This is a genomic window from Paucilactobacillus salsurae, assembly GCF_054784995.1.
Window position 1 is genome coordinate 159,534 of sequence record NZ_BAAHWX010000004.1, and the last position, 24,839, is coordinate 184,372.

At 39.5% G+C, this 24,839-nt stretch carries 24 protein-coding genes and 1 tRNA gene; 6 read left to right on the top strand and 19 right to left on the bottom strand.

The window, feature by feature from the left end; all coding sequences use genetic code 11:
- Positions 1 to 59: 59 nt before the first annotated feature.
- Positions 60 to 509 carry a MarR family winged helix-turn-helix transcriptional regulator gene (locus ACYVQZ_RS05740; RefSeq protein WP_461240447.1) on the bottom strand — a complete coding sequence of 150 codons (450 nt, stop codon included), beginning with the start codon at positions 507 to 509 and terminating at the stop codon, positions 60 to 62.
- 117 nt (positions 510 to 626) lie between these two features.
- Here ACYVQZ_RS05740 and ACYVQZ_RS05745 point away from each other — a divergent pair, with 117 nt between their 5' ends.
- A complete protein-coding gene (locus ACYVQZ_RS05745; RefSeq protein ID WP_461240448.1) occupies positions 627 to 1,436 on the top strand; it encodes a LicD family protein in 810 nt (269 codons plus the stop codon).
- A 192-nt stretch (positions 1,437 to 1,628) separates the two neighbouring features.
- Here ACYVQZ_RS05745 and ACYVQZ_RS05750 read toward each other — a convergent pair whose 3' ends face one another.
- Both ACYVQZ_RS05750 and ACYVQZ_RS05755 read right to left on the bottom strand, forming a co-directional pair.
- The gene (locus ACYVQZ_RS05750; protein ID WP_461240449.1) at positions 1,629 to 2,096 is read right to left on the bottom strand and encodes a universal stress protein; all 468 of its coding nucleotides are present in this window, start codon (positions 2,094 to 2,096) and stop codon (positions 1,629 to 1,631) included.
- Between the two features lie 60 nt (positions 2,097 to 2,156).
- Positions 2,157 to 4,016 (bottom strand): acyltransferase family protein, encoded by a 1,860-nt coding sequence (locus ACYVQZ_RS05755; RefSeq protein ID WP_461240450.1) that lies wholly within the window; start codon positions 4,014 to 4,016, stop codon positions 2,157 to 2,159.
- Positions 4,017 to 4,197: 181 nt separating this feature from the next.
- Here ACYVQZ_RS05755 and ACYVQZ_RS05760 point away from each other — a divergent pair, with 181 nt between their 5' ends.
- Complete coding sequence (locus ACYVQZ_RS05760) at positions 4,198 to 4,824, top strand: TMEM175 family protein (RefSeq protein ID WP_461240451.1); 627 nt, start codon at positions 4,198 to 4,200, stop codon at positions 4,822 to 4,824.
- Positions 4,825 to 4,869: 45 nt separating this feature from the next.
- On the opposite strand, the gene ACYVQZ_RS05765 is transcribed toward ACYVQZ_RS05760, so the two are convergent.
- From ACYVQZ_RS05765 to cdaA, 8 genes are all read right to left on the bottom strand, one after another.
- Positions 4,870 to 4,941: transfer RNA gene (locus ACYVQZ_RS05765), tRNA-Asn, on the bottom strand.
- 68 nt (positions 4,942 to 5,009) lie between these two features.
- Positions 5,010 to 5,318 carry a hypothetical protein gene (locus tag ACYVQZ_RS05770; RefSeq protein WP_461240452.1) on the bottom strand — a complete coding sequence of 103 codons (309 nt, stop codon included), beginning with the start codon at positions 5,316 to 5,318 and terminating at the stop codon, positions 5,010 to 5,012.
- 195 nt (positions 5,319 to 5,513) lie between these two features.
- On the bottom strand, positions 5,514 to 6,227 hold the full coding sequence (gene nagB / locus ACYVQZ_RS05775; protein ID WP_461240453.1) for a glucosamine-6-phosphate deaminase: 714 nt from the start codon (positions 6,225 to 6,227) through the stop codon (positions 5,514 to 5,516).
- Between the two features lie 114 nt (positions 6,228 to 6,341).
- Complete coding sequence (locus ACYVQZ_RS05780) at positions 6,342 to 7,697, bottom strand: gluconate:H+ symporter (protein ID WP_461240454.1); 1,356 nt, start codon at positions 7,695 to 7,697, stop codon at positions 6,342 to 6,344.
- Between the two features lie 181 nt (positions 7,698 to 7,878).
- Positions 7,879 to 9,699 carry a glutamine--fructose-6-phosphate transaminase (isomerizing) gene (gene glmS / locus ACYVQZ_RS05785; protein WP_461240455.1) on the bottom strand — a complete coding sequence of 607 codons (1,821 nt, stop codon included), beginning with the start codon at positions 9,697 to 9,699 and terminating at the stop codon, positions 7,879 to 7,881.
- Between the two features lie 220 nt (positions 9,700 to 9,919).
- Positions 9,920 to 11,269 carry a phosphoglucosamine mutase gene (gene glmM / locus ACYVQZ_RS05790; protein ID WP_461240456.1) on the bottom strand — a complete coding sequence of 450 codons (1,350 nt, stop codon included), beginning with the start codon at positions 11,267 to 11,269 and terminating at the stop codon, positions 9,920 to 9,922.
- Between the two features lie 43 nt (positions 11,270 to 11,312).
- Complete coding sequence (locus ACYVQZ_RS05795) at positions 11,313 to 12,146, bottom strand: CdaR family protein (RefSeq protein ID WP_461240457.1); 834 nt, start codon at positions 12,144 to 12,146, stop codon at positions 11,313 to 11,315.
- Complete coding sequence (gene cdaA, locus ACYVQZ_RS05800) at positions 12,136 to 12,984, bottom strand: diadenylate cyclase CdaA (protein ID WP_461240458.1); 849 nt, start codon at positions 12,982 to 12,984, stop codon at positions 12,136 to 12,138. Before cdaA ends, ACYVQZ_RS05795 begins: the two co-directional genes overlap by 11 nt.
- A gap of 159 nt (positions 12,985 to 13,143) precedes the next feature.
- On the opposite strand from cdaA, the gene ACYVQZ_RS05805 reads away from it, so the two are divergent.
- Positions 13,144 to 13,797 (top strand): DUF1361 domain-containing protein, encoded by a 654-nt coding sequence (locus tag ACYVQZ_RS05805; RefSeq protein ID WP_461240459.1) that lies wholly within the window; start codon positions 13,144 to 13,146, stop codon positions 13,795 to 13,797.
- Here the strand turns inward: ACYVQZ_RS05805 and ACYVQZ_RS05810 are convergent.
- On the bottom strand, positions 13,772 to 15,877 hold the full coding sequence (locus tag ACYVQZ_RS05810) for a Na+/H+ antiporter (protein WP_461240460.1): 2,106 nt from the start codon (positions 15,875 to 15,877) through the stop codon (positions 13,772 to 13,774). The two genes, ACYVQZ_RS05805 and ACYVQZ_RS05810, sit on opposite strands and share 26 nt — an antisense overlap.
- A gap of 56 nt (positions 15,878 to 15,933) precedes the next feature.
- Complete coding sequence (murB, locus tag ACYVQZ_RS05815; protein WP_461240461.1) at positions 15,934 to 16,833, bottom strand: UDP-N-acetylmuramate dehydrogenase; 900 nt, start codon at positions 16,831 to 16,833, stop codon at positions 15,934 to 15,936.
- 129 nt (positions 16,834 to 16,962) lie between these two features.
- On the opposite strand from murB, the gene ACYVQZ_RS05820 reads away from it, so the two are divergent.
- Both ACYVQZ_RS05820 and ACYVQZ_RS05825 read left to right on the top strand, forming a co-directional pair.
- Positions 16,963 to 17,721 (top strand): exodeoxyribonuclease III, encoded by a 759-nt coding sequence (locus tag ACYVQZ_RS05820; RefSeq protein ID WP_461240462.1) that lies wholly within the window; start codon positions 16,963 to 16,965, stop codon positions 17,719 to 17,721.
- Between the two features lie 66 nt (positions 17,722 to 17,787).
- Positions 17,788 to 18,324, top strand: coding sequence for a 3'-5' exonuclease (locus ACYVQZ_RS05825; protein WP_461240463.1), 537 nt, complete (start codon positions 17,788 to 17,790; stop codon positions 18,322 to 18,324).
- A gap of 29 nt (positions 18,325 to 18,353) precedes the next feature.
- On the opposite strand, the gene ACYVQZ_RS05830 is transcribed toward ACYVQZ_RS05825, so the two are convergent.
- From ACYVQZ_RS05830 to ACYVQZ_RS05845, 4 genes are all read right to left on the bottom strand, one after another.
- Positions 18,354 to 18,884, bottom strand: a complete 531-nt coding sequence (locus ACYVQZ_RS05830) for a GNAT family N-acetyltransferase (RefSeq protein WP_461240464.1) — start codon at positions 18,882 to 18,884, stop codon at positions 18,354 to 18,356.
- Positions 18,850 to 19,308 carry a tRNA (adenosine(37)-N6)-threonylcarbamoyltransferase complex ATPase subunit type 1 TsaE gene (tsaE, locus tag ACYVQZ_RS05835; protein WP_461240465.1) on the bottom strand — a complete coding sequence of 153 codons (459 nt, stop codon included), beginning with the start codon at positions 19,306 to 19,308 and terminating at the stop codon, positions 18,850 to 18,852. Before tsaE ends, ACYVQZ_RS05830 begins: the two co-directional genes overlap by 35 nt.
- Before the next feature lie 69 nt (positions 19,309 to 19,377).
- Entirely contained in the window at positions 19,378 to 20,352 is a 975-nt protein-coding gene (gene pta / locus ACYVQZ_RS05840) for a phosphate acetyltransferase (protein WP_461240466.1), read from the bottom strand.
- Between the two features lie 24 nt (positions 20,353 to 20,376).
- On the bottom strand, positions 20,377 to 21,087 hold the full coding sequence (locus ACYVQZ_RS05845; protein WP_461240467.1) for a uracil-DNA glycosylase: 711 nt from the start codon (positions 21,085 to 21,087) through the stop codon (positions 20,377 to 20,379).
- 155 nt (positions 21,088 to 21,242) lie between these two features.
- On the opposite strand from ACYVQZ_RS05845, the gene ACYVQZ_RS05850 reads away from it, so the two are divergent.
- Positions 21,243 to 21,791, top strand: coding sequence for an LURP-one-related/scramblase family protein (locus tag ACYVQZ_RS05850; RefSeq protein WP_461240468.1), 549 nt, complete (start codon positions 21,243 to 21,245; stop codon positions 21,789 to 21,791).
- Between the two features lie 182 nt (positions 21,792 to 21,973).
- Here the strand turns inward: ACYVQZ_RS05850 and smpB are convergent, their stop codons facing one another.
- Together smpB and rnr are read right to left on the bottom strand one after the other, a co-directional pair.
- Positions 21,974 to 22,447 (bottom strand): SsrA-binding protein SmpB, encoded by a 474-nt coding sequence (smpB, locus tag ACYVQZ_RS05855; protein ID WP_461240469.1) that lies wholly within the window; start codon positions 22,445 to 22,447, stop codon positions 21,974 to 21,976.
- Positions 22,448 to 22,467: 20 nt separating this feature from the next.
- Positions 22,468 to 24,831 (bottom strand): ribonuclease R, encoded by a 2,364-nt coding sequence (rnr, locus tag ACYVQZ_RS05860; protein ID WP_461240470.1) that lies wholly within the window; start codon positions 24,829 to 24,831, stop codon positions 22,468 to 22,470.
- Positions 24,832 to 24,839: the final 8 nt, after the last annotated feature.

Genomic DNA, 24,839 nt, shown 5'->3' on the forward strand with positions numbered 1-24,839 from the left:
TCACTTATCCATTTTCAACTATCATACTACAAAAAAAAGACGCTGACATAAGTCATCGTCTATTTTTCTTGTTCACGTTTTTGGACAATTTTGCGATCAAAATCTTCAATAAAGTTTAGAATTTCTTGCGCCTTATCTTCGCCAAACACATCAACCCAGCCGGCAAAGCGTTCTGTGACATTCTTGCTGATTTCACTTTCAACCTGTCGACCAACCTGAGTGAGGTGTAAAAATAAACGACGACGATCATGAGGATCTGCCCGTTGATAAACATATTTATGCTTAAGCAAAACCTTAATTTGTCTTGAAATTGCACTTCTCGTCACTGCTCGTCTATCCGCAATATCCATGAGCATTACCTTTTTTTGTGTTGCCACATCATGCAAAATAAGGTATTGTTCAAAGGATAGGTGATATTTGGCAGCTGGTTCAGAAATAAAACTATCTAAAGACTTCAAAGTCGACATATATAGTTCAATTGCCTTATTAAGTAAATCTTCTGAAGCCATATTGTTCACTCCTCAAATTGATAATTGCGTCAAAATTTAAATCAAATTCTCTTAATGTAATATGCATCATTTTCGACATTATGTCAATCCGTTAATCTTTAGGGGCCTTAATTAAACATGAATCTTGAACCTATTCATAAAACTGAATTAAATTTGTTAGATATCTTCATTAGTTTGTGTCGTCAATTTCATCTGACCTATTTTTTAATAGGTGGATCGATGTTGGGGGCCGTGCGTCATCATGGTTTTATCCCTTGGGATGACGACTTAGACGTTGGTATGCCACGCGCAGACTATAATCAATTTTTAAAATTGGCACCGGTAACCTTAGGGCACACTTCCTACTTTTTACAAACACCATTCACTGATAAAGACTATGGTTTGAGCTATGCAAAATTATTGGATTTGGATACAGAAATTGAAGAATTCAATAATGTTAATCAAGCAAAAAAAGGAATTTTCATGGATATTTTCCCTTTAGATGGTATTCCAGCAGCAGCTTCTGAACGCACCTCTCAAATCACCAAACTAAAATTCTACGATAGTTCAATCCTGTTGCGGCTCGGTTACCATCTTATCGATAGCCCCTTAAATGATATGTTCAAACCCTTGACTGTTAATCAGTACAACCAGGTTCGTCAATTGAAACGGAAACGAGACGACGTCTTACAACAATTCAATTCATCTGACCATACTGAGGTTAAAAATTTAGCTTCTCAATATAAATATGAAAAAGAAATTATGGCTGTTAGTGACATGACTGATCTAATTTCAGTCGAATTTGAACATTATAATGTCAATATTCCTCGGCGTTATGATTTACTTTTGACCCAGTTGTATGGGGATTATCGGCAGTTACCACCTGCTAAAAATCAGACTAATAAGCATTTTAAAAAAGTTGTGATTGATGGGCAGGAGCTTAATTAAATAAAATCCGGAGTTCTTGGCTGTGGTGGCCCTTGACTTCGGATTTTTTTGGGTTGTTTTTTTATTGCTGAAACGTGCTCCGAGCGACTGCTTCTTCCGGTTAACCCGATATTAGCAAAATCCCAAAACCTGGGATTTCACTAATATCACGTTAATCCTCAGAAGCAACCCGTCGCTCTGCGCACTCTTGTTTTATCTAACCACAATCACAGAACAAGGTGCATTCTGTGCCATGTAGCTTGCTTGTGAGCCGATGAAAATACTGTTCTTTTCTGTTGTTTCTGAGCCGCAAACTAGTAGATCTGGCTTGAAATCAGGGATTGTGTTTGCCACAATTTCTTTCCCTGGCTTTCCTTCACCGATAAAACCGCTGACTTCGGCTACCCCAAAATCAGTAGCCTTTTTGACGTATACGTCAACTGCTTGTGCCATCGCGTCACGGCGCTGTTCTAAGACTTCTGGTTGTAAACTATCATAAATACTGAGGTCTCTTGTTTCCAAAACTGTTACGACACCCAGTGGCACTGAATATGAATGAGCTAATGTGACAGCATAATTAAATGCTTTTTGTGATGAACTTGAATCATCTTCGTCTACTGCCACCAAAATTTTTTTAAACGTCATTGGTTGAACATCAAAATCAATTTTACGATTTCCCATTATAATTAATGCCTCCTTTGGCTTGACACTACAATAACATATTTATAATGATTCTCGAAGTTATTGGTTACTTAACACTGTTTTAACGATCAAATGAACAAATTGAGCATTTCCTTGGTCGTTAGGGTGCACGCTGTCTTTAGAGAACCATTCAGGATGACCTGAGCTGTATGAGTACCAATCAATCACATGAACGTTTTTATGTTTGTTATCTGTCTTATGAATCATATCATTGACTGGTTTTTGCCAATTTTTCGTTGGTACATGGGCTGTAATCCAGTAGATTTCATGTCCTGGGCCAATGGCTTGCAAGACTTTATCGACAGAATCTTGACTTAAGGCACCATTAGTACCGAGATTTAAAATCACAGTATGTTCAAGTTGCCCCTTAGCCGCTAGGCCATGAATAATATCTGGTGCTTGCCAAATTTGTCGACCGACAGCCGCCGAAACATAGGTTTTTGGCATTACAGCTTGTAAATCTTGCGATCCATCTACTAGCACAGAGTCACCAATGGCGGTTGCATTAATTTGTTTTGCTTTGCTGATTTCAGCACTCGTTAATGCATATTTAGTTGGTAATGATTTAGCATCCTGTTTTGTGACTGCTGCTTTACCACTTTTAATGGCTTCATTATGTTTTTTGGTTTGTTTGGCTTTTTGTGAAATTTGGGCCTGTAATTTGTTAGGCGTTGCTTTGGCCGGCTGCTGAATCAAGCCCACAGAAGCAACTGCAATTAAGACAACTCCGGGAACAATCGCCAGCCACTGGTACCAACCACTAGAAAAATCAAACCAGCTCTTAACCGTTTGACCCAAATTACGCCAGTTATAATGCAACAACGGTTGTTCAATAAAGCGATATGACAATTCGCTGATAACCAAGATAATCACTAACTCGGCTAGTGCATTCAGTACGGGATGATTAGCAATATTTTTAACTTGTGACTCATAAAAAACTAACACCGGATACTGATAAACGTAAATGCCATACGATCGTTGACCAACCCATTTGAACACAGGATTCGTAAACCAGCTGTTAACGTGCGCACCTGGGTGAACAATCGCTGCTACTAGTAACATTGCCATTAGACTAAAACCATACATGCCACCATAGTAAGTCACTGGTGATTGCCCTGACATTTTAAAATACGAAATCAAAATAATGATAATGCTGATGATACCAATGCCATCGAGAGTTCTAACAGCATTAGTATTAATATTGGCTCTCAGTTTATTTGCGGGCCAAATAACCGCCAGAAATGAGCCTAAGAAAATGGCAAAGATCCGTGTATCCGTACCATAGTAAACGCGGTTAATATTTTCAGGATTATAAAACACTGCCATCAAAATAGCTGACACAACTGACAATAACAAAAACAGCCATGCAATAATTGATTTTTTACTGATTAAACCAAATAACACCACAATCAGGACTGGAATAATCAAATAAAATTGAGCTTCCACTCCCAAAGTCCACAAATGAGTAAATGGCGACTCACCACTAAAGCGATCAAAATATGACTCACCGTGACCAATTTCCCACCAATTGTAAACATAAACAAGATTGGTCCAAATGGTTGCCCGAATATTATGTAATAAACCTCGTTGAAAAACTGTAATATAAGCCGTGGTCGCAATGAGCATGGTCACCAAAACTGGCGACAGACGCGTCAATCGCTTCCAATAAAAGCGGCCAAATTTAACTGTACCGGATTGTTGCCATTCTTTAATTAAATGGCTCGTAATTAAATATCCTGTGATCACTAAAAAGATAGGGACACCTAAATAACCACCTTGTAAAGTGGCTGGCAATAAATGATACACGATCACCCCAAGCACTGCGAGGGTTCTTAGCCCATCCAATCCCGTAATAAATCGTTTGCTTGCCATTTGACTCGCTACAAATTCTGGCTGCATGCCAGACTCCCCCTAATCGTCGTTTCAAAAAACACTTTTAACACATTTCATTATACGTCAATTGTACTGTTTCTAATAGTAAAATAGCCGTTCCTTTGTAGAAACTTAACCGGTTTGTTCTGTTTGTCTTCCCTTTATCGAGCCACTATAATTAAGAAAAACATAAAAGATGAGGTTAACTATGAAACCAGATCGTCTGCAAGCTTTTAGTGATGGCGTTTTTGCCATTTTAATTACCATTTTAGTCCTGGAATTTCACGTCCCCAGTTACCAGCATGATCACCTACTCGATGCCGTTATCAAACAATGGCCCATTTTCGCTGCATACATCGTTTCTTTTTTGTATGTGGGAACCTTGTGGCTCTTTCATCATGATTATTTCGACACCCTTAAAAAAATCAATCGCAACCTGAACGTGATTAATCTCATCGTGCTGTTTACGATTACCCTCGTTGATTACCCCACCAACTTGGTGGCTTCAGCAATTGCCAGTGCCAGCATTCCAGATATGAAAGTCGCTTTTATTATCTATGATTTTGTCGCTTTATTAATTTCAGCCTCTTTTGAACTTTTATATTGGTACGTTAATCATCATCCAGATTTTCGCCATGATCCGTTAAACCATACCCATCTCCATCAAATTATTAAGGGCGATCCAATTAGAAGTGTGATCATCTATACAATTGCATTACTGATTACGCCGTTTTCGATTGTTTTGGGTGCGTTGGCCTTGTTGATGGGCATCATCTTTCATACATTTGCCTACTTGCGGTTAAGCACCACAGCACAAAAAGTCCATCGTGATTAAATAACTGCACAAAAAAAACATCCTCACAATTGAGGATGTTAGTAGCTGCCCCGGTAGGATTCGAACCTACGACCCTTTGATTAACAGTCAACTATTCTACCACTGAACTACGGGGCAATATTTAAAAATCAACAATATTATTTATACCATATAACGCGCTCGTCTGTAAAGACTTTTTTGTATTTTTATCCAATATGATTTTCTTTCATAATCTTTTGGATAAGTTCTTGCATGGCGGGTGTTTTTTTCCATTCGTCCCAATGATCCATATCTTCGCCTTGCATCATATAGTTTTCGTTAATATAGTTTTCGTACTTACCAACACTTTGAGAATGAGGAATGTTTAATTGTAAAATGCGAACTTCTTTAATAAAGCCTCGTTCAGCTGCCAGTTCAGCGCGACCATTTTGAACCATATTTCCAATCTCAAAATATTTAGTGCCATCATTTCTAGTGATTTCTTCAATTAAATCTAAAACTTCATGCTGTGCCATTACTTGATCTCCCTTGAACTGATAACATCTATTCTACTGGATTTTGAAATTGAAAGCAAAATAAAAAACCACTGTTTCCGCAGTGGTTTGGCATAAGAGAGAAAGAGAATTGATTAGAAGGTAAATACTTAAATACCTTACGAATATTATAATAGTGCTAAATGTAAGCGCTGTCAATATAAAATTCTACTTTTTTTAATATTTCTTGGTTAATTGACTGGCAGCCGCCTGATCAAGCACAACCGTCACATTGGGATGCTGTTGTAAAACGCTAGCAGGACAGTCAGTTGTCACAGGTCCTTCCACCATTTGTGCTACTGCGTGGGCTTTATTTTCACCATAAGCCTCAATTAAAATTTCTTTGGCCTGCATAATTGTGCCGATTCCCATTGAATAAGCATAGCGAGGCACTTCGTTTTCATTCTCAAAAAAACGAGCATTAGCATCAATAGTGGACTGCGTTAAGGTCACTTGATGCGTCTTGGCATCAAGTGCAGTTCCTGGTTCATTAAAGCCAATGTGACCGTTACGTCCTAATCCTAGTAACTGTAAATCAATTGGGTGTTCTTGAATCAGTTGCTCGTATTCTTTGCTAACTGTCTGCGGATCTTTGTTTAAGCCGTCAGGCACGTATGATTGCTTAAATGGTTTTTGATTAAATAAATGTGTTTGCATAAAATAGCGATAGCTTTGTGGATGATCTGGTCCTAAGCCGACATATTCATCTAAATTAATTGAAATGCTATCTGTAAAGTCTAAATTACTTTGTACAATCTCATTATAGGTTGTAACCGGTGTTGAACCGGTCGCTAGGCCAAAAACATTGGCTCCGTTTTGTTTAGCTTCTTCGAATACTCGTAGGCCTTCCTTACCGCCTGCAATTTCATCTTTCACAACCTTAATTTTCATAATAATCCTCCCGCTTGTATTGGTATAGTCCAATTATAACGAATCATTTATTTGGGGTCAATAAAAAAGACAAAGAAATTTTCTTTGTCTTTTAATCAATTTAATTTATTAAATTTAATGTAAAATACCATTCAGTAATAAGACCATCAAGAGTCCGACTACCGAAATTATGGTTTCTAGAACAGTCCAGATTTCAAGCGTTTGTTTAACACTCAAATCAAAATATTCTTGGAACATCCAGAAACCAGCATCGTTAACATGTGATGCAGCCAATGAGCCGGCACCGATGGCAAGGGCCATCATGACAGGATCTGCCCCAATTGTGTGCATTAATGGTGTAACTAATCCTGCAGCTGTCATTCCAGCAACTGTTGCGGATCCGAGTGATACCCGCAATAAAACCGCAATCAACCAGCCTAAAATGATTGGTGACATGTGGGCGTGAACCATTAGTTCTTGAACGGCATGACCGACACCGCCATCAATTAAAACTTGTTTGAACGCTGATCCACCACCAATAACCATCAGAAGCATCGCAATTGATTTCATTGCATTTTCAAGCGTCTTACCAACATCTTTCATGCTCTTTTTGCGATGAATTCCCATTGACCACATTGCAAAGAGTAATGCAATTACCATGGCAATCATTGGGTTACCAATCATTGCCATAAAAGCATCAAAACCATGGGGATTCTTCGGTGTTTTACCACCTTCAAATACCAATTGATAAATGGTAGTTAAGGCCATAAAAATAACTGGGAATAATGAAGTTAAAGCTGAAAGACCAAAACTTGGTGTTTCGTCAAGATCGTATTGTTTAACTTCCCCAAATGCAGGCAATGACTTTTTAACTACAAAAGCGTCTGGAGCATACCATTGTGCTAATTTAGTGAACAAAGGTCCCGCCACAATCACACAGGGAATTGCAACAATAATTCCCATTAATAGCACTTGACCAATGTTAGCACCTAATGCCGTTGAAACAGCAGTTGGTGCGGGTTGTGGTGGCAAGAAGCCTTGCGTTGCTGACAAGGCAGCGGCCATTGAAAGCCCCAAATAAAGTAATGGTACTTCTGCTTCGAGGGCCACAGCGAAGACGATTGGAATTAAGAGAACCAATCCGACTTCGAAAAATAGTGACATTCCGATAATAAATGAAGCAACGACAATGGCTAACTGAAGCCGTTTCTTACCGAATTTATCAATCAAAGTTCTCGCGATTCGATACGAACCACCGGCGTCAGAAACTAACCGACCAATCATTGCGCCAAAACCAAAGACGATGGCTAATTCACCAAGTGAACTACCAATCCCATTTTTGATCGAATCGGCAATGTCGGCTGGGTTCATCCCCAACCCTAAAGCAACTAAAATTGATGTCACAATCAAGGAAACAAACGTATTTAATTTAACCTTGATAATCAGAACCAACAATAAGATGATTCCTAGTAATAAAATTGCAAATTCCATGATTTCTCTTCTCTCTTCTTTGAAATAACTTTAAAGCGTATTAAAGCATACCATCCATTATATGGAAAAGGTTTTCATATTTCAACGTAAATATTGAAATTTATTTTCACTATTAGCCATAACACTTGATTAAATGCTATTTTCAGGAAAAAAAAGATAAACCATTACTGGTTTATCTTTTTTATTGAACAGTCACTGATTTTGCCAAATTACGTGGTTTATCAACATCTAAGCCTTTGCCTAGACTGGTGTAATATGCGAGCAGTTGGGCTGGCACAACACTTAATAAAGGTGTCAATAAAGCATCAACATCTGGTAAGACGATTGTATCATCTGGCTGTGCAAGATGTTTTGTCACAATTGTTAACACATTAGCACCTCGTGAAACAACTTCTTGTAGGTTGCTTCTGGTTAATCCGGCCGTGCGGTCTTGCGTAATAATGCCAACTACTGGCGTATGCTCTTCGATTAAAGCAATCGTTCCATGCTTTAATTCACCAGAGGCAAATCCTTCAGCTTGAACATATGAAATTTCTTTGAGTTTTAAAGCTGCTTCCAGCGCAACCGACCAGTCAATTCCCCGACCAATGTAAAATGCATTGCGTGGTTTTGATAAGTAACGGGCTGCAACAGATTCTAGCTTTTCTTTGCTATCCACAATTGCTTGCATCCCGACTGCAACAATTCCAAGCTGATGCTTAAGGTCAAAATTAGCTGCTTCATCAATATTCATAGCCATGCCAAGGGCCTTAGCTAAAATTGCTTGAACAACTACCTGAGCCGTATACGCCTTTGTTGATGCGACAGCAATTTCAGGGCCAGCATCGAGTAAAACGGTATGATTTGCTTCACGCGATAAGGTCGATTTTGGTACGTTCGTGATTGTGAGACTTGGCCAGCCTTGTTTCTTAATATTAACCAATACTTCACGGCTATCAGCCGTTTCCCCACTTTGCGTGAGGAAAATGAAGAATGGTTTTTTCGACATAATAGGTTGTTCATAAGCGAATTCCGATGAAATGAACACTTGGGTTGGAATACCCGTTAAGCGTTCAAACATGCGAGCACCAACTAACCCAGCATGGTAACTGGTACCAGCACCAATAATGTAGAGACGATCTGCTTTTTTCATATCATCAAGCAAATCCTTACTAATGTTTGGTGTCCCATCTTCATCAAGGTACTTTTGGACTAACCGGCGCATCACAGCTGGTTGTTCATCAACTTCTTTTAACATATAAAATGGGTAAGTACCCTTATCCGCAGCACTGGCATCCATGTCGACTTTAAAGGTATCACGCTTCATTTCATTACCATCAAAGTCTTGAATATCAATGCTGTGTGGCTTGACTGTCACAACTTCACGGTCTTGCAATTCCATGAATGTATGTGTTTGCTTTAGCATCGCTACGGCATCCGAAGCCACCATATTAAAGTTTTTACCAACGCCAATTAACAATGGACTCTTATTTTTGGCCACATATAAAGTATCTGGTGTTTGTTTGTCCATCAAAACAAATGCATATGAGGAATCATCACTAACTAAGTGCAATACCTTTAAAAAGGCAGCCTTGGTTTCCATTTTGTAGTCAACTACAAAGCGATCCACTAATTGAACAATAACTTCAGTATCTGTTTGACTTTTGAAAGTCACATCGGCTAAATATTCTTCTTTTAATTGTTCAAAGTTTTCAATCACACCATTGTGAACTAAGTAAAAACGATCATCATCAGAATACTGAGGATGGGCATTTGTTTCACTTGGGACACCGTGGGTTGCCCAACGAGTGTGACCAATTCCTGTTGACCCTTGAATGTCATCAGTCAAGGCGTTTTCAAGATTTTTGATCCGACCCATTCTCTTTACGAGGTAATCGTGACCATTTTGATCATTCACGTAAATACCAGCTGAATCATAGCCCCGATATTCTAGTCGTTGTAAGCCATTAATTAATACCGAAACTGCGCGCTTCGTTCCTGTTACTCCTACAATTCCACACATTTTAATTCCACCCTTTGCCTATCTCTCCAAATTGGTATAGATATCTCTCTATTCTTTCGTTCCTTAAACAATTTACTATATTAATAATATTTTGCGGCCATGTCAATTATTTGCACCGATTGGTATATCTTTTTTAAGATTTTTTTCGTCTTTGATTTCAAAATGACGACAAAAGAAAAGATTGCTTGAAAAATGACTTCTCAAAACAATCTTTTTTGAGTTATTTAAGTTCAGCTTCGGCAACTTTAGCAATTTTTTGAACGTATTGGTGCACCATTTCTTTTGTGGGTGCTTCCGCCATAATTCGAACTAGCGGTTCGGTTCCACTTGGCCGAACAAGCACGCGACCATCACCGTGCATTTCTTGTTCAACTTCTTTGATGACCTCTAAGAGCGCTGGATTTTTTAAGGCAGCTTGTTTGTCGGTTACTTTGATGTTGACCAATTCTTGTGGATATTCAGTTACTTCATTAGCCAATTCAGATAATGGTTTGCCTGTTTGAGCAACTACTGACATCAATTGTAAGGCCGTTAACATCCCGTCGCCGGTTGTATTAAAGTCTAAAAAGACGATGTGACCTGATTGCTCGCCACCTAGGTTGTACCCATTTTCGAGCATTTCCTCAACAACATAACGATCGCCGACTTTCGTCTTAACGCTTGTCATGCCTGCTGCTTCTAATGCCTTGTACATACCTAGATTACTCATCACAGTTGTGACCACGGTGTCTTTTTTGAGACGGCCACGTTCATTCATGTATTTACCACAAATAAACATGATCTTATCGCCATCAACAATGTTTCCATTTTCGTCAATCGCAATACAACGATCTCCATCACCATCAAAGGCAACGCCCATTTGCGCATGTTGTTCAACCACAAATTTTTGGAGTGCCTCTGGATGGGTCGAACCAGTGGCCACGTTGGTGTTTAAACCATTTGGTGCTGTGCCGATAGTTGAAAAATCAACGTTCATATCAGCGAAAATATTAGACACAAAGCCACTTGTGGCACCGTTAGCAGCGTCAACAGCAACTTTTAGGCCGCTGAGATCACCAGAAACGGTTTGTTCAAGAAATTGCGTATATTTTAAGGCACCTTCGCGATAATCTGATACATTTCCTAATCCTTCATCGGAAGGTCGTGGTAAATCATCTGTTGGTGCATCGAGGATTTTTTCGATTTCGCCTTCTAATTCATCAGAAAGTTTAAAGCCATCGCCGCCAAAAAATTTAATCCCATTGTATTGAATTGGATTATGTGAAGCCGTCAGCATCACACCTGCATCCGCTTCTTGGGCACGAACCAAATAGGCCACTCCTGGCGTTGTGACGATGCCTAGTCGGAGCACTTCAATGCCGACTGATAGTAATCCGGCAACCAAAGCTTCTTCTAACATTTGACCGGAAATTCGCGTATCGCGAGATACTAGTACTTGGGGTTGTTTTCTTTTAGAGTGCTGTGTCAAAACATAGCCACCGGCACGTCCTAATTTAAAGGCCAGTTCGGGGCTTAAATCTGAATTAGCTACCCCACGCACACCATCCGTACCAAAATATTTTAAATCCATGTTTGTCCTCATTTCTGTTAATTAATCAATTAAGCAACATCGTCTATGATGATGCATTCTCATCGTCTCTTGATTCACTCGAATTACTTTCAGAAGAACTCGAAGTTGATTCTGTCTTGGTTGACGTTTTATTCGCACTGCTTGAATCAGTTGAATTTGAATCAGTACTTGTAATTGGTACCACAACGTTGGTTGTTTGTGGCGTGACAACGACACTCACTGTATTGCCATCCTTATCGATTGCTTGCAATGTCACATGGCGGTTAACATCTTTTTTCGCATTATTTGTAATGCTAATTGATGCAACCACTCGATCAACCTTATTAACTTCACTGACAGAGCCTGTCACCTTAACGTTTTGAATTGAAGAAGTTGGTTTGCCAATCTTATAACCGTCTGCAACCTTCTTTTGATTCAAAACAACATCGACCGGCATTGTCACCGTCTTACGATTTTCAATATTAACACTAATCTTGTCTGGTTTGATTTTATAATTTAAATCTTTGTTCAAACCGGTTTGCTTGATTGACACTTTATGTTTTCCAATACTGTAGTGATTGAGATCGACATAAACTTTAAAATTCTGCGTATTAGACGTAGTGGTCACTAATGCCGCAGGACCGGTTAATGTCACTTTGACTGTTTCAGGATAACCCGTGACCACGTATTTATCACTGTTAACTGTTAACTCAAGTGGCATCGTAATTGTTTTTGTTTTCGTTGAAGTTAATGATGAATTTGTTCCATTGTCATTAGCTTTACGAACATCCCCTAACTTACCACCATTCACATATACAAATAGTAAGATTGCAAAGACGAGAGCCGTCAAGCGATAAAACCAGCGATTTGAAAAGAAATTTGTTGTTTTATTTTTCATGATTGGACCCCTCCTTTGTAAAGAGATTTTCAATCATTTCTGGAATTGTTGGCTTGCTGGCAGGTTCATGAGAATAAAGTTGATCACGCAAATATTTCAAGTAATCATCTTGCGACATTCCCCGCAACAGCTCATTGTTTTGCGTAATGGAGATTTCACCGGTCTCTTCAGAAATAACGATGGTCAGTGCATCTGTGACTTCGCTGATTCCAACCGCCGCACGATGCCTAGTTCCCAATTCCTTTGGAATCAAGTTACTTTCCGATAATGGTAGATAGGCAGCGGCCACTGCGATTTTGTTGTTTTTAATAATCACAGCACCATCATGCAATGGTGTATTTGGAATAAATGTATTAATTAATAACGCACCCGTAACATCCGCATCCATTGGAATTCCAGTTTCAATATATTCTTCAAGCCCAGTTTCCATTTGAATGGTAATCAAAGCACCAATTCGTCTTTTCGACATGTATTGCAGTGCCTGATCTAACTGCGTAATCAGTGCTTCTTCATCTTCGTTTTCCCGCTTATTTCGCGTAAAAACAGTTCCACGACCAATATGTTCGAGGCCACGGCGAATTTCTGGCTGAAAAATCACGACCATTGCAATAACACCCCAGTTAATAATTTGATCCATAATCCAGGACACAGTTCCTAGACCAACGTACCAACTGATTAGTTTAACAATGATAATAACCACAATTCCACGAAACAGTTGAACCGCTTTAGTACCACGTAGTAGTACCATCAGTTCATAAATTAAAAACCAAACGACTAAAATATCGATTAGTCTGATCACATTTTGCCATGTGAGGATTGCACCCCAATTTACGGCCATAGCATTACCTCCAGATTAATTCCTTGTATATTATATCATGGACCATAAAAAAACCGTTAAAATATTAATAAAAGTCTAAATTAAGGGATAAATTGACATCCGCAGTCTATTCTTTGATAATCTTGAATACTATAACTATCTAAGGAAAGGGGTAATTTAATGACAACACAATGGAAAATCAGAATTTTCTTTTGGGCATATATCTTATTTTTATTAATTTTTGTCCACGGTACCTTTAGTTTTTTGGCCCTAAATACATTACTAGGCTACGTACCCATTGAATTATCCTTTCATCTCCTCAAAATGAAACACAAAAAATCACTGAGTTTTGTGCTCCTTTTCTTGATCTGGTTACTTTTTTATCCCAACGCACCGTACGTTTTAACTGATTTATTTCATTTATCCTTATTAAATCCACATAGTCTTTCAACTGGCTTAATCAAATCTACGCCGGTCATTTGGCTCAATTATACATACTTAATCATTAGTGCTTTAAGCTGTGCAATCATTGGGACCATTCAACTAAAAAAAGTTTGTCAGCAAGTGACAAACTCTTGGTTACCACACCTACATCTCAGCCAGCCACTACTGGTGGTAGTTTTGACGATCTTATCAAGCATTGGTATTTATATGGGTCGTTTCTTACGAATCCACTCGCTCTACGTGTTATTAACCCCCACCTGGATCATTGGACAAATCAGCCATATGTGGACCACAAATATGTGGTTATTCACGTTATTTTTAACTGTGATCCAGCTTGTTTTGTATTGGCTCATGTCACTGACTGCTAATCAGGATCAGTTGCCATCATGACCACGTTTTCAGAGTAATTCACATACGATTGTAATTCTTGCGCCGTTTCTGGCGCTATTTTTTTATTCTCAAGTAACTGAATAATCCCATTTCTTTGTGCCGTCAAAGCCGCAATACGTAAACGTTCAAGTTGTTCTTCATACCGTTGTGCATTTTTTGAATGAGGAAACTTAACTTTTTCAATGCGATTGCGATACATCACAATCAAATGATAAATCGATTGACGATTGACGGGAATTTGTTGCTCTTTGGCACTAGCGGCATAGCGCGATAATGCGTTAATTGCTGCTTTAGCGGTTTCTTTATCAATCAATTTCTTTTTAGCGACGTTTTCATCTTTACTACTGAGCCACCACTTCAAGGCATGGAAAAAGTTACGTAATCCCTGACGGATTCTTTTAGCGGTCCACCAGTTAGTCGATGAATTAAATTCCTTACTCAAACGCGTTTCCATTTGATTAATTCTTCTGAGTGCTTGATAGTACTCATCATCAGTCACAATTTTTTTAGCCACCATTTTTTGCAAGGCTTGACGTTCGCCTTCAAATGCCACTCGTCGTAACTTCATTTCCTCACGCAGCATCTCTTGTAATTCTTCATCAGATTGATAATTCAACTGTAGTCGTCTCATCAACACCTGATAATTTAAAATCAAATCGTACGCCGCCATTTGATTATCTTCACGTCGATTTTCTTCAATGGTTTGAATTGCCAACTGCATTAAGAAATACCGGGCGCTTTTTTCGTCCATGTAGTTGCTGTTCAACGTCTTCGTAGTTGCTTCCGTTAACTCATCAACTTGATCGGGTTGACTACCACGCGTTAGTAAAGAAAAGTTTGCTTGTGATACCAGCGGTAAGGTCACCGTGGCCACAACCATACTTAAAATAATGACACCCGCCGCAATAAAGAGCATCAATGAGCGCTCTGGGAATGGCGCACCACTCGCAATTGTCATTGGCACTGACAAAACCCCGGCCATTGTAATTGCGCCACGCACACCAGAAAGGCCAGCCAGGAAGGCTGATTTGAGGCTTAGGTTGGCCCGCCCACGTTTCGCAATAAAATGTTGATACAATTCGTAGGTATAAATCCAACCAATTCGTAGGAATAAAATTACCAGCCAGACGACAACCACTGCGAGCACCGCCACCCAAGTGTTAATTTCAGAACTCTTGATCGTATCACGCATGGCAATCGGCAATTCGATTCCTAAAATGACAAACACAATTCCATTTAGCAGATAAATGACGATATCCCAAGTTTTTTCGGTAACTAAATGAATCTCTGGTTGTTCATCCACAACTTTGTTATCTCGCGTATTGGCCAGAATACCTGCGGCAACGACTGCAATTACACCTGAAGCGTGGAATAATTCTTCAGTCATTAAGTACACAATAAATGGTGTCATCAATTTGAATATGACATTGAAGACCACATCGTAAATATGTTGATTATGTAACGCGTCATTCAAAAACTGAATGATGAGCATGATGACAAGACCAGCAATGAGGCCCACTAACGCCGTATATAAAAAGTCACCGGTCGCTTGACTGAGTGAAAAATAACCAGTTGTGACCACAGCAACCGCGTACTTGAACCCAATCAAGCCAGAAGCATCGTTGATTAAACTTTCGCCGCTCACTAGATGCAAAATGTCATCATCTAAGTTGGCTTGCTTGGCAATAGATTGCACCGCCACTGGATCAGTTGGCGATAAAATAGCCGCCAACGCAAAAGCCACCAGTAATGGCATCCGTGGTACAAATGAATAGATTAAAAAGCCGCCCACAATGGTCGTGACAAACACGAGTAAGATGGCATTTCCAAAAATCGGTCCTTTAAGCTTCCAAAGTTCCTGTTTGGGAAATTTACGACCATCATTAAACAATAACGGTGCGATAAACAATAGTAGAAACCAGTCTGTTTCGAGTGGAATTTTAACTTTAAATAACAGTGCCACTAATAGCCCCAGCACAATTTGAATCAAACTAACTGGTATTTTAGCCAAATAGTGGCTTAAGACATTGGAAAATAACACGAGCACGACTAACGCAATAACAGCCTCTAAAATTGGCACTGGGCTTATTCCTCCTTTGACAAAAAAATGAGTGGTTTTCCACTCATCACCTTTAGTTACATTTCACGACCAATAATGCGGACTTCAGTTTGTAAGGCCACACCAAATTTTTGTTGCACGGTTTCTTGCACGTGATGAATGACATCAACGTAATCAGACGCAGTCGCACCACCGACGTTAATAATAAAGCCGGCGTGTTTTGTTGATACTTGAGCACCGCCCGATGTGTAACCTTGCAAGCCAGAATCATGAATTAATTTACCAGCAAAATAACCTATCGGTCGTTTAAAGACACTACCACACGACGGCCATTCCAATGGTTGTTTAGCAGCACGCCGTTGATTTAAATCAGTCATTTGAACACCGATTGAAGCCTTGACGCCCGTTTTCAACTTAAACTGGGCTTCTAAAACGATTGCTCCATTTTCTTGCAGGCTACTATGACGATAACCAAATTCCATTTGTTCAGCGTCAATTGTCGTTAATTGACCCTCTTTTGTAATCACAGTGGCGGAATCAAAGACATCTTTTGTTTCACCACCATACGCACCAGCGTTCATAAAGACGGCACCACCGACGCTCCCAGGAATGCCACAGGCAAACTCTAAGCCAGTTAACCCAGCCTGATAAGCGGCGTTTGAAGCGTCAATAATCGCTGCGCCGGCCTGAGCAGTAATCGTTGTTTGGGTGACCGTAATTTGATTCATTAAAGTTAATATGATGACCAATCCGGCAATTCCTGAATCACTCACAATCAGGTTACTAGCATTGCCTAACACAGTGATGGGTAGCTTTTGTTCATGTGCATAAGCAACCAATTGCTTTGTTTGCTCAATATCTTTAGGAAATGCTAAATAATCAGCTGGTCCACCCGTATCGGTATTTGTGTAATCAGCCAACGGTGCATCTTGTAATATTTTAATTTCTGGAAAAGTGGTCCTAATGTCATTTTTCATGATTGATTCCTCTAACAGTATTAGTGATATTATTGTACCATGAATTGACGTTAGAAATGAAATACAGGGCTTTACTTCACCATTATTTAATGACTAAAATAGACGTAATATAAACAAGGGAGTCACATTATGAAATTTATCTCATGGAACGTGAATGGTCTACGGGCAGCCGTTAAACATGGATTCGTTGACACATTTAATGAATTAGATGCCGACTTTTTTAGTATTCAAGAATCCAAACTACAAGCTGGTCAAATTGAACTCGAATTACCCGGTTATCACCAATACTGGAACTATGCTGAAAGAAAAGGTTACTCTGGAACCGCTATTTTTACAAAGCATGACCCTGATAACGTCACTTATGGCATTGGTGACCCTAAATTTGACGATGAAGGTCGCGTCATTACTTTGGAATATCCATCATTTTATTTAGTCAATAGTTACGTGCCTAACTCTGGTCAAGCTTTAAAACGTCTTGACTATCGCCAAGAATTCAACGTGGCCATGCAAGCTTATTTGAGCACTCTTGCGCAAAATAAAAGTGTCATTTGGTGTGGTGATTTAAATGTGGCTCACCAACCGATTGATTTAAAGAATCCTACTTCAAACCATCATGCAGCTGGGTTTACTGATGAAGAGCGGAATGACTTTACTAAACTACTGGATGCTGGCTTTACAGATACCTTCCGCCATTTCTATCCGGACCAACCCGATAGCTATTCTTGGTGGTCATATCGTTTTCACTCACGCGACCGCAACGCTGGGTGGCGAATTGATTACTTTGTCACCTCAAATGATTTAACGGATCATTTAACCAACGCCGCCATTTTAAACGATGTGTTTGGTTCTGATCACTGTCCTGTTGAATTAGATGTTACTTTTAATTAAATCAAAAAAGTTGAATAAACCAGCGTTATTCTTTACACTACAGAAAAATAAAGTAAGGTGAGAAAATTGAATTTTGTGGCAATGGATTTTGAAACTGCAAGTGCCAAACGATATAGTGCTTGCTCGCTAGCTTTAACAATCGTACGTAATGATCAAATTGTCGATGAATTTTACTCGTTAATTAATCCACCGACTGAATTTAGTTGGCGCAATACTAGGATTCATGGTATTGATTTAGAAGATGTGATTGATGCGCCCACATTTCCAGAGGTGTGGCAACATGTGAGTGCCTTTTTTGAACGGCAAAAATTGGTAATTGCACATAACGCACCATTTGATAATGGTGTTTTAAAAAGTACATTAGATTACTACGATCTGCACCAACCGACCTATTTAACATTGGACACTGTCCGCACCAGTCGTAAGTTTTTCCCTGATTTTCCCAATCACAAGTTAGATACAGTCTGCGATCAATTACATATTGATCTGCACCATCATCATAATGCCTTAGACGATAGTCAAGCTTGTGCCAATATTTTACTGTATCAAGCTCATAAATTTGGCAATCAACCACTTAAACCATTTGTTAAAATTGCAAATTAAAAAGTATTTCACACCAGTGAAATACTTTTTTAGTTGCTGACTGAACGTACCATTTCAATAATGGTTTGTGATTGACCATCATGAGTTATGACCTGTTCGGATGTTTTTGTAAATGCCATTTTTTGATAGAGGCCAATTGCGCGCTCGTTATCAGCCACCACACTGAGCTGCAACTGATGTAAAGCACTAAACGTTTCAAACCAATAGATTGCCTCGTCTAACAACGCAGTTCCAATTTTCATACCCCAAAATGGTTTATCGACCGCAATCCCAATTTCACCAGCGTTCGTATCAGGGATCCTTGAGACTGTCACTAGGCCAATGAGTTGATCACCTAATTTCGCTAACATCATCAGGTTGTCATCGGTTTGGTTGATTTGTTCGATGCTATGAGCCTCACTTGCGACAGACAGTCGTTCAAACTGGGCGGTAATTGTGACAAAATCCGATTGTGTCTGGACAGTTCGTAATAATTCCAAAATTTTGGCAGCATCAGCAGGTTGCGCCATCACAATTTCAACTTGTTCACTCATTTTGCCACCGAGCGACAAGTTGCTCATAGTGCTTCCCGACTGGTTTAATTTCAATCGTTCGTTGCATCTCATCATCCGTACGTTCAAATCGAATAGTCAAAAATTGACTCGGTAGTTCGTCCACAATAAACTGGGCCCATTCGACAATGCTAACACCGTCACCATCAAAATATTCTTCTAAGCCCATGTCAGCTCCGCCACCATTTTCCAACCGGTAAACATCCATGTGGTACAACGGCAGTCTGCCAGTCATGTATTCGCGAATAATGGTAAACGTTGGACTTTTAATTGTATCAGGAATATCCAAGCCGCGCGCTAAGCCTTTGGTAAAAGTTGTTTTACCAGCACCTAAATCACCATCCAGTAAAATCAGGTCGCCGGGTTGCAAATACTGGGCTAATTTTTCACCCTGATGCATGGTTTCTTCTGCACTATTCAATTTAATTTTCATCGTCAATCACCTTAAATAAAAGACGAACACCGTATTCTTCGATAGTGTCCGTCAACTTCATCTTTTTAACTATAGTGCTTGTGCAGCAGTAATAATTGAAACTTTGTAAACATCTTCTTCATTACTTCCACGTGATAAATCAGAAATTGGAGCGTTTAGTCCTTGTAAGATTGGGCCAATGGCTTCAAAACCACCAAATCGTTGCGCAATCTTGTAACCAATATTTCCTGATTGTAATTCAGGGAAGATAAAGACATTTGCATGGCCTGCAACTGTTGAGCCTGGAGCTTTTTGTGCCCCAACTGATTCAACAAAGGCAGCATCAAATTGTAATTCACCGTCAACAGCAAGCTTTGGATCTAATTCATGGGCAAGATCAGTTGCTTCTTGCACTTTGGTAACCATGTCACCTTTAGCAGAACCCTTAGTTGAAAAACTAAGTAGTGCCACTTTAGGATCAATACCAAATAATTCAGCTGTTTGTGCGCTTTGAACGGCCACTTCAGCCATTCCAGGTGCATCTAATTCAATATTAATGGCACAATCTGCAAAGACGTAACGTTGATCACCTTTTTGCATGATGAATGCACCGCTAATTCGCTTACTACCTGGCTTAGTTTTAATAATTTGTAATGCTGGACGAACGGTATCACCAGTGGCGTGAACCGCACCAGAAACCATGCCGTCAACTTTCTTCAAGTAAACCAGCATCGTGCCAAAATAACTAACATCTTTTAGCATTTCAGCAGCTTGTTCTGGTGTGTTTTTACCCTTACGACGTTCAACTAATGAGTCCAACATTTCTTTTTTATCAGCTTCTGGATAGGTAGCAGGATCGATAATTTGGACGCCAGTTAAGTCAAAACCGTTTTCGCTAGCTGTCATTTCAATTTCTGCTTGTGTCCCGAGTAAAACAGGTGTGAGTAAACCATCTTTTTGTAGACGAATTGCTGCACCTAAAACACGTTTGTCTTCTCCTTCTGGGAAAACAATCGTTTTGTTTTGCCCTTTAATCTTTGCTGATAATTCTGAAAATAAATCCATGCCTAATGCCTCCAATTAATTTGATTAATTCGCTCGTTGATGCAATTCATCAACTTCCACATGCTGTGGTAGTTGCCAATCAATTGGTGCCTCTCCCATTGCCACAAGTGCTTTGTTTGTTTTTGAAAATGGTTTTGAACCAAAGAATCCGCGATTAGCAGATAGCGGACTTGGATGAACGGACTGCAGTACCACATTCGTTTCCGTATTAATTAACGAAATCTTGTTTTGTGCAGCTCTTCCCCACAAGATAAAAACAACTGGCTTCGAACGTGCCGATAATGCACTAATCGCAGCATCGGTTAATTGTTCCCAGCCCTTGCCTTTATGTGAGAAAGCTTGTCCATCACGTACCGTCAAGACAGAGTTTAATAACAAAATTCCCTGATCAGCCCATTTTTTCAAGTAGCCGTGATTAACAGGGGTAAAGCCAACATCACTTTGTAATTCTTTATAAATATTTTGTAGCGATGGTGGAATCTTAACTCCAGGTAACACAGAAAAACTACATCCATGTGCTTGATGAGGACCGTGATAAGGATCCTGGCCTAAGATGACCACTTTCACTTCTGAAAATGGTGTCCATTCAAATGCTTGAAAAATATGATGCATTTCAGGATAAATCACTTGATGTGAATATTCATCTTTCAAAAAATCATGCAATTGTGCATAATAGGCTTGATTAAACTGCGGTTCTAACACGTCCCACCAATCATTGTGAATAAATGGTTTCATAAACAAAGCACCTCTGCATTAATTTTAGCATATTCCCTGATAAATTAACATTTAACATCTGATAATTTTTCGATTTCACAATTCACAATATCGCCATCGGTTTTAAAACATGATAAGATGGTTCTAAATTTAAGCGTAATGAAGGAGGGAGTTCAGTGAGAAAACTGTACATCCACCAACACTCAGCTGATTTACGTGGTGCAAGTGTCGTTCAAGATGAGCACGGTAATTCAATTTATTTACTGGTTGGTAAATGGGGATTACGTCAAGATGTCTTATCTCTTTATGACCTACAAGGTCAGGTGCTAGCTGAAGTTAAGCAATTAAGTTTTGGATTATTACCCAAATTTTCGATTTATGAAAATCAACAACAAGTTGGAACCGTTGGTAAATCATTAGGTTTTGTTCGTGAAATGATTTATATTCGCGGGTTAAATTGGATCATTGTGGGTAACATTATCAGTAATCGCTACAAGGTTTTCCATGGTACCACTTTAATTTTTTCACTAGCACCAGTGAAATATTCAGGTGGCGACTATCATGAATTGATTGTTGAACATGAAGAAGACGAGCCCGTTAGTATTGTGATTGCCAGCGTTCTTGATCATTGGTCACGTAAAAAAGAACGTCATCCTAAACGCATTGGACAGCGGGAGTTCCCGTTGGATGCGCAACGATCGTTTTTTGTTAATTTTAAGAAGTGACTTGTTTTCGTTATTATAAATCATTGCTGAACTTATTTTGGTGATGGTTCTTTTTTTTGTTGCTGAAACGTGCTCCGAGCAACTGCTTCTTCCGGTTAACCCAAATAAAAGGGAGGTCACAAGTCTGTGACCTCCCTTTTATTTACGTTAATCCTCAGAAGCAACCCGTTGCTCTCCGCACTCTAATAGCGTTTCATAACCCTTTCAATCTGACGATCCTGTTCACGTCTCTTAAGTGATTCACGCTTATCGTATTCGTGCTTTCCTTGAGCTACTCCTAATAAGACCTTGGCGTACCCGTTTTTGATATACATTTTTAATGGTACTAATGTCGTTCCCTTGGAACTCAAGTCACCACTTAATTTTTTGATTTCTTTTTTGTGTAGCAATAATTTTCGATTCCGTAAGGGATCTTGATTAAATTGATTGCCAAAATCGTACGGGCTGATATGAACATTCATCAACCACGCTTCGTTATTTCTAATTTGAGCAAATCCATCTCGTAAATTAACACGTCGATCACGAATTGCTTTAATCTCAGTGCCCGTGAGCACAATACCAGCTTCATACGTATCGGAAATTGAATAATCGTGTCGTGCTTTTTTATTTTGTGCCATCAAATTATTATTTTTGGCTGTTTGATGTTGGTGAGCCATTGGATTCACCTCGATTTTGATTAGTGATTGTTATTGGAACGATGACTAGGTCTTGATCCTTCGTGTCTTCTGCTTTGACCACGATTAATTTGTCGGTTATTGGTGTGACCCGCTTCACGATGGTGATTATTGTGGCCATTGCCATTACTATTTTGATGATTATTGTTACGACGATTGTTAAAGCGTTTATTTTCTGGACGTGGTACTCGCAACTTAGTCGTTGGCGCCGATTTAGGATCAACTAATTCGAAATCAACTTCACGTTGATCTTTGTCAACTCGTAATAATTTAACCTTGATTGGTTGCCCAATCGTAAAGATCCGATGATACTTACGACCGACTAACGCCATGTGTTTTTCTAGATATTCATAATAGTCGTCTTGCATGACACTAATATGAATAAGGCCTTCAACCGTATTCGGTAGGGCCACAAACAAGCCAAACTTCATGACTGAACTGACCACAGCATCAAACGTTTCACCCACATGATCTTCCATGTATTCTGCTTTTTTCATGCTATCGACGTCACGTTCAGTATCAATACCACGACGTTCAGCAACAGATGTGTGTTCTGCAATTTCGGGGAGTTTATCTTCGTATTTTTCTTTAGCTTGTTCGCTTGTTCCTTGAGCTGCATACCATTTAATCATGCGGTGAACAGTTGTATCCGGATAACGTCGAATTGGTGAAGTAAAGTGCGTGTAGTATTTGGCACCTAGGCCAAAGTGTCCCAGTGGATCTTCGGAATACTTCGCTTGTTTCATGCTCCGTAACATCATGGTTTGCACCATTTGTTCTTCAGGGGTTCCAGCAACTTCTTTTAAAACATTTTGTAGCATCTTTGGCTTCAAATTATTGGCATCCCCATGTACCGGATGGCCAATGACATTCATAAATTCAAAGAATGTTTTGATACGTTCACCATCTGGCGTTTCATGGACACGATATAAGAATGGAACATGTAATTTTTCAAAATGTTCAGCAACTGTTTCATTGGCAGCCAGCATAAATGATTCAATCATGCGTTCTGACAAACCACGATCACGTAATTGAATATCTGTAGGATGACCATTTTCATCCACGATAATTTTTGCTTCTGGCGCTTCGAAATCAATGGCGCCACGACGTTTCCGGCTCTTTAATAACACCTTGTGCAGCTCAGCCATATCCTCAAACATTGGCACTAATTCATGATACTTGGCCCGTGTTTTTTCGTCGTGCGCTTCTAAGATGGCATTCACACCCTTATAAGTCATACGGGCATGTGACTTCATCACACTAGGAAAAATTTTATGACTAACAACTTGACCGTTTTCGTCAATTTCCATCTCACAACTCATCGATAACCGTTCCACACCGGGATTCAGAGAACAAATCCCATTAGAAAGACGACGAGGCAACATTGGGACCACTCGATCAGTTAAGTACACAGACGTCCCGCGCTTATATGCTTCAGCATCAAGTGGTGTATTTTCTGGTACATAGTGACTGACATCCGCAATGTGAACACCAAGATGAAAGTTACCATTCGGTAATTTCCAAGCGACGACGGCATCATCCAAGTCTTTAGATTCAATACTGTCAATGGTAACTAATGGCTGGTCTGTAACGTCAACACGGCCTTTTTTCTCATTATCACTAACACTCTCTTCAACTGCATTCGCTTGTTGCATCGCTTCGTCAGAAAACTCATGAGGAACATCGTGCGCATAAATGGTTGACAAAATATCAACACCAGGTTCATTCACATCCCCAACGACTTCTTTAGCCACACCACTCATCATTTTAGGATGTTCATCAGTTGGATACTGGGTAACATCAGCGGTGATCACTTCACCTTCTGATGGTTTCAAACCTTGGTCAGTCACCAAAAATTGATAACTAGAGATTTTCTTATCTTTAATGACCACTTCACCAATATAACCAGATTCATTGGTGAGTTTAAATTCACCAACCACTTGGGCATAGTGATGCGTGATAATTGAAGTCACTTGTCCTTCTGGACCACGATCGGAACCCGGCTTACTTGGCCGCAAAATATCGACTTCAACCTCGTCACCATTCAATGCATGCATGGTGTGATCAGGATTGATGTAAATATCTGGTTCGTCTGGATCGTAGGCAACAAAACCAAATCCTTTATCATTACCATGAAAAATGCCAGTTAAAATTGGTTTCTTTGGAATTGATTGGAATTCACCGCGATCGGTCACTTGCACTTCGTGTTCCCGCTCCAATTGTGCCAGTGCTTGAATGATTAATTTAAATTCATTGGCATCATTCATATTGAGTTGCGTTGCCAATTTTTCTGCAGAATAGCTAATTTCAGCGTTTCCTTGCAGGTGTTTAGCAATTTGTTCTTTTACATTGTTAATTTCTGTCATTTTTTCCC

Coding starts and splice junctions, on each gene's coding strand:
- ACYVQZ_RS05740 (WP_461240447.1), bottom strand. CDS start 509: ATGGCTTCAGAAGATTTACTTAATAAGGCAATTGAACTATATATGTCG.
- ACYVQZ_RS05745 (WP_461240448.1), top strand. CDS start 627: ATGAATCTTGAACCTATTCATAAAACTGAATTAAATTTGTTAGATATC.
- ACYVQZ_RS05750 (WP_461240449.1), bottom strand. CDS start 2,096: ATGGGAAATCGTAAAATTGATTTTGATGTTCAACCAATGACGTTTAAA.
- ACYVQZ_RS05755 (WP_461240450.1), bottom strand. CDS start 4,016: ATGCAGCCAGAATTTGTAGCGAGTCAAATGGCAAGCAAACGATTTATT.
- ACYVQZ_RS05760 (WP_461240451.1), top strand. CDS start 4,198: ATGAAACCAGATCGTCTGCAAGCTTTTAGTGATGGCGTTTTTGCCATT.
- ACYVQZ_RS05770 (WP_461240452.1), bottom strand. CDS start 5,318: ATGGCACAGCATGAAGTTTTAGATTTAATTGAAGAAATCACTAGAAAT.
- nagB (WP_461240453.1), bottom strand. CDS start 6,227: ATGAAAATTAAGGTTGTGAAAGATGAAATTGCAGGCGGTAAGGAAGGC.
- ACYVQZ_RS05780 (WP_461240454.1), bottom strand. CDS start 7,697: ATGGAATTTGCAATTTTATTACTAGGAATCATCTTATTGTTGGTTCTG.
- glmS (WP_461240455.1), bottom strand. CDS start 9,699: ATGTGTGGAATTGTAGGAGTAACAGGAACGAAGCGCGCAGTTTCGGTA.
- glmM (WP_461240456.1), bottom strand. CDS start 11,269: ATGGATTTAAAATATTTTGGTACGGATGGTGTGCGTGGGGTAGCTAAT.
- ACYVQZ_RS05795 (WP_461240457.1), bottom strand. CDS start 12,146: ATGAAAAATAAAACAACAAATTTCTTTTCAAATCGCTGGTTTTATCGC.
- cdaA (WP_461240458.1), bottom strand. CDS start 12,984: ATGGCCGTAAATTGGGGTGCAATCCTCACATGGCAAAATGTGATCAGA.
- ACYVQZ_RS05805 (WP_461240459.1), top strand. CDS start 13,144: ATGACAACACAATGGAAAATCAGAATTTTCTTTTGGGCATATATCTTA.
- murB (WP_461240461.1), bottom strand. CDS start 16,833: ATGAAAAATGACATTAGGACCACTTTTCCAGAAATTAAAATATTACAA.
- ACYVQZ_RS05820 (WP_461240462.1), top strand. CDS start 16,963: ATGAAATTTATCTCATGGAACGTGAATGGTCTACGGGCAGCCGTTAAA.
- ACYVQZ_RS05830 (WP_461240464.1), bottom strand. CDS start 18,884: ATGAGCAACTTGTCGCTCGGTGGCAAAATGAGTGAACAAGTTGAAATT.
- tsaE (WP_461240465.1), bottom strand. CDS start 19,308: ATGAAAATTAAATTGAATAGTGCAGAAGAAACCATGCATCAGGGTGAA.
- pta (WP_461240466.1), bottom strand. CDS start 20,352: ATGGATTTATTTTCAGAATTATCAGCAAAGATTAAAGGGCAAAACAAA.
- ACYVQZ_RS05845 (WP_461240467.1), bottom strand. CDS start 21,087: ATGAAACCATTTATTCACAATGATTGGTGGGACGTGTTAGAACCGCAG.
- smpB (WP_461240469.1), bottom strand. CDS start 22,447: ATGGCTCACCAACATCAAACAGCCAAAAATAATAATTTGATGGCACAA.
- rnr (WP_461240470.1), bottom strand. CDS start 24,831: ATGACAGAAATTAACAATGTAAAAGAACAAATTGCTAAACACCTGCAA.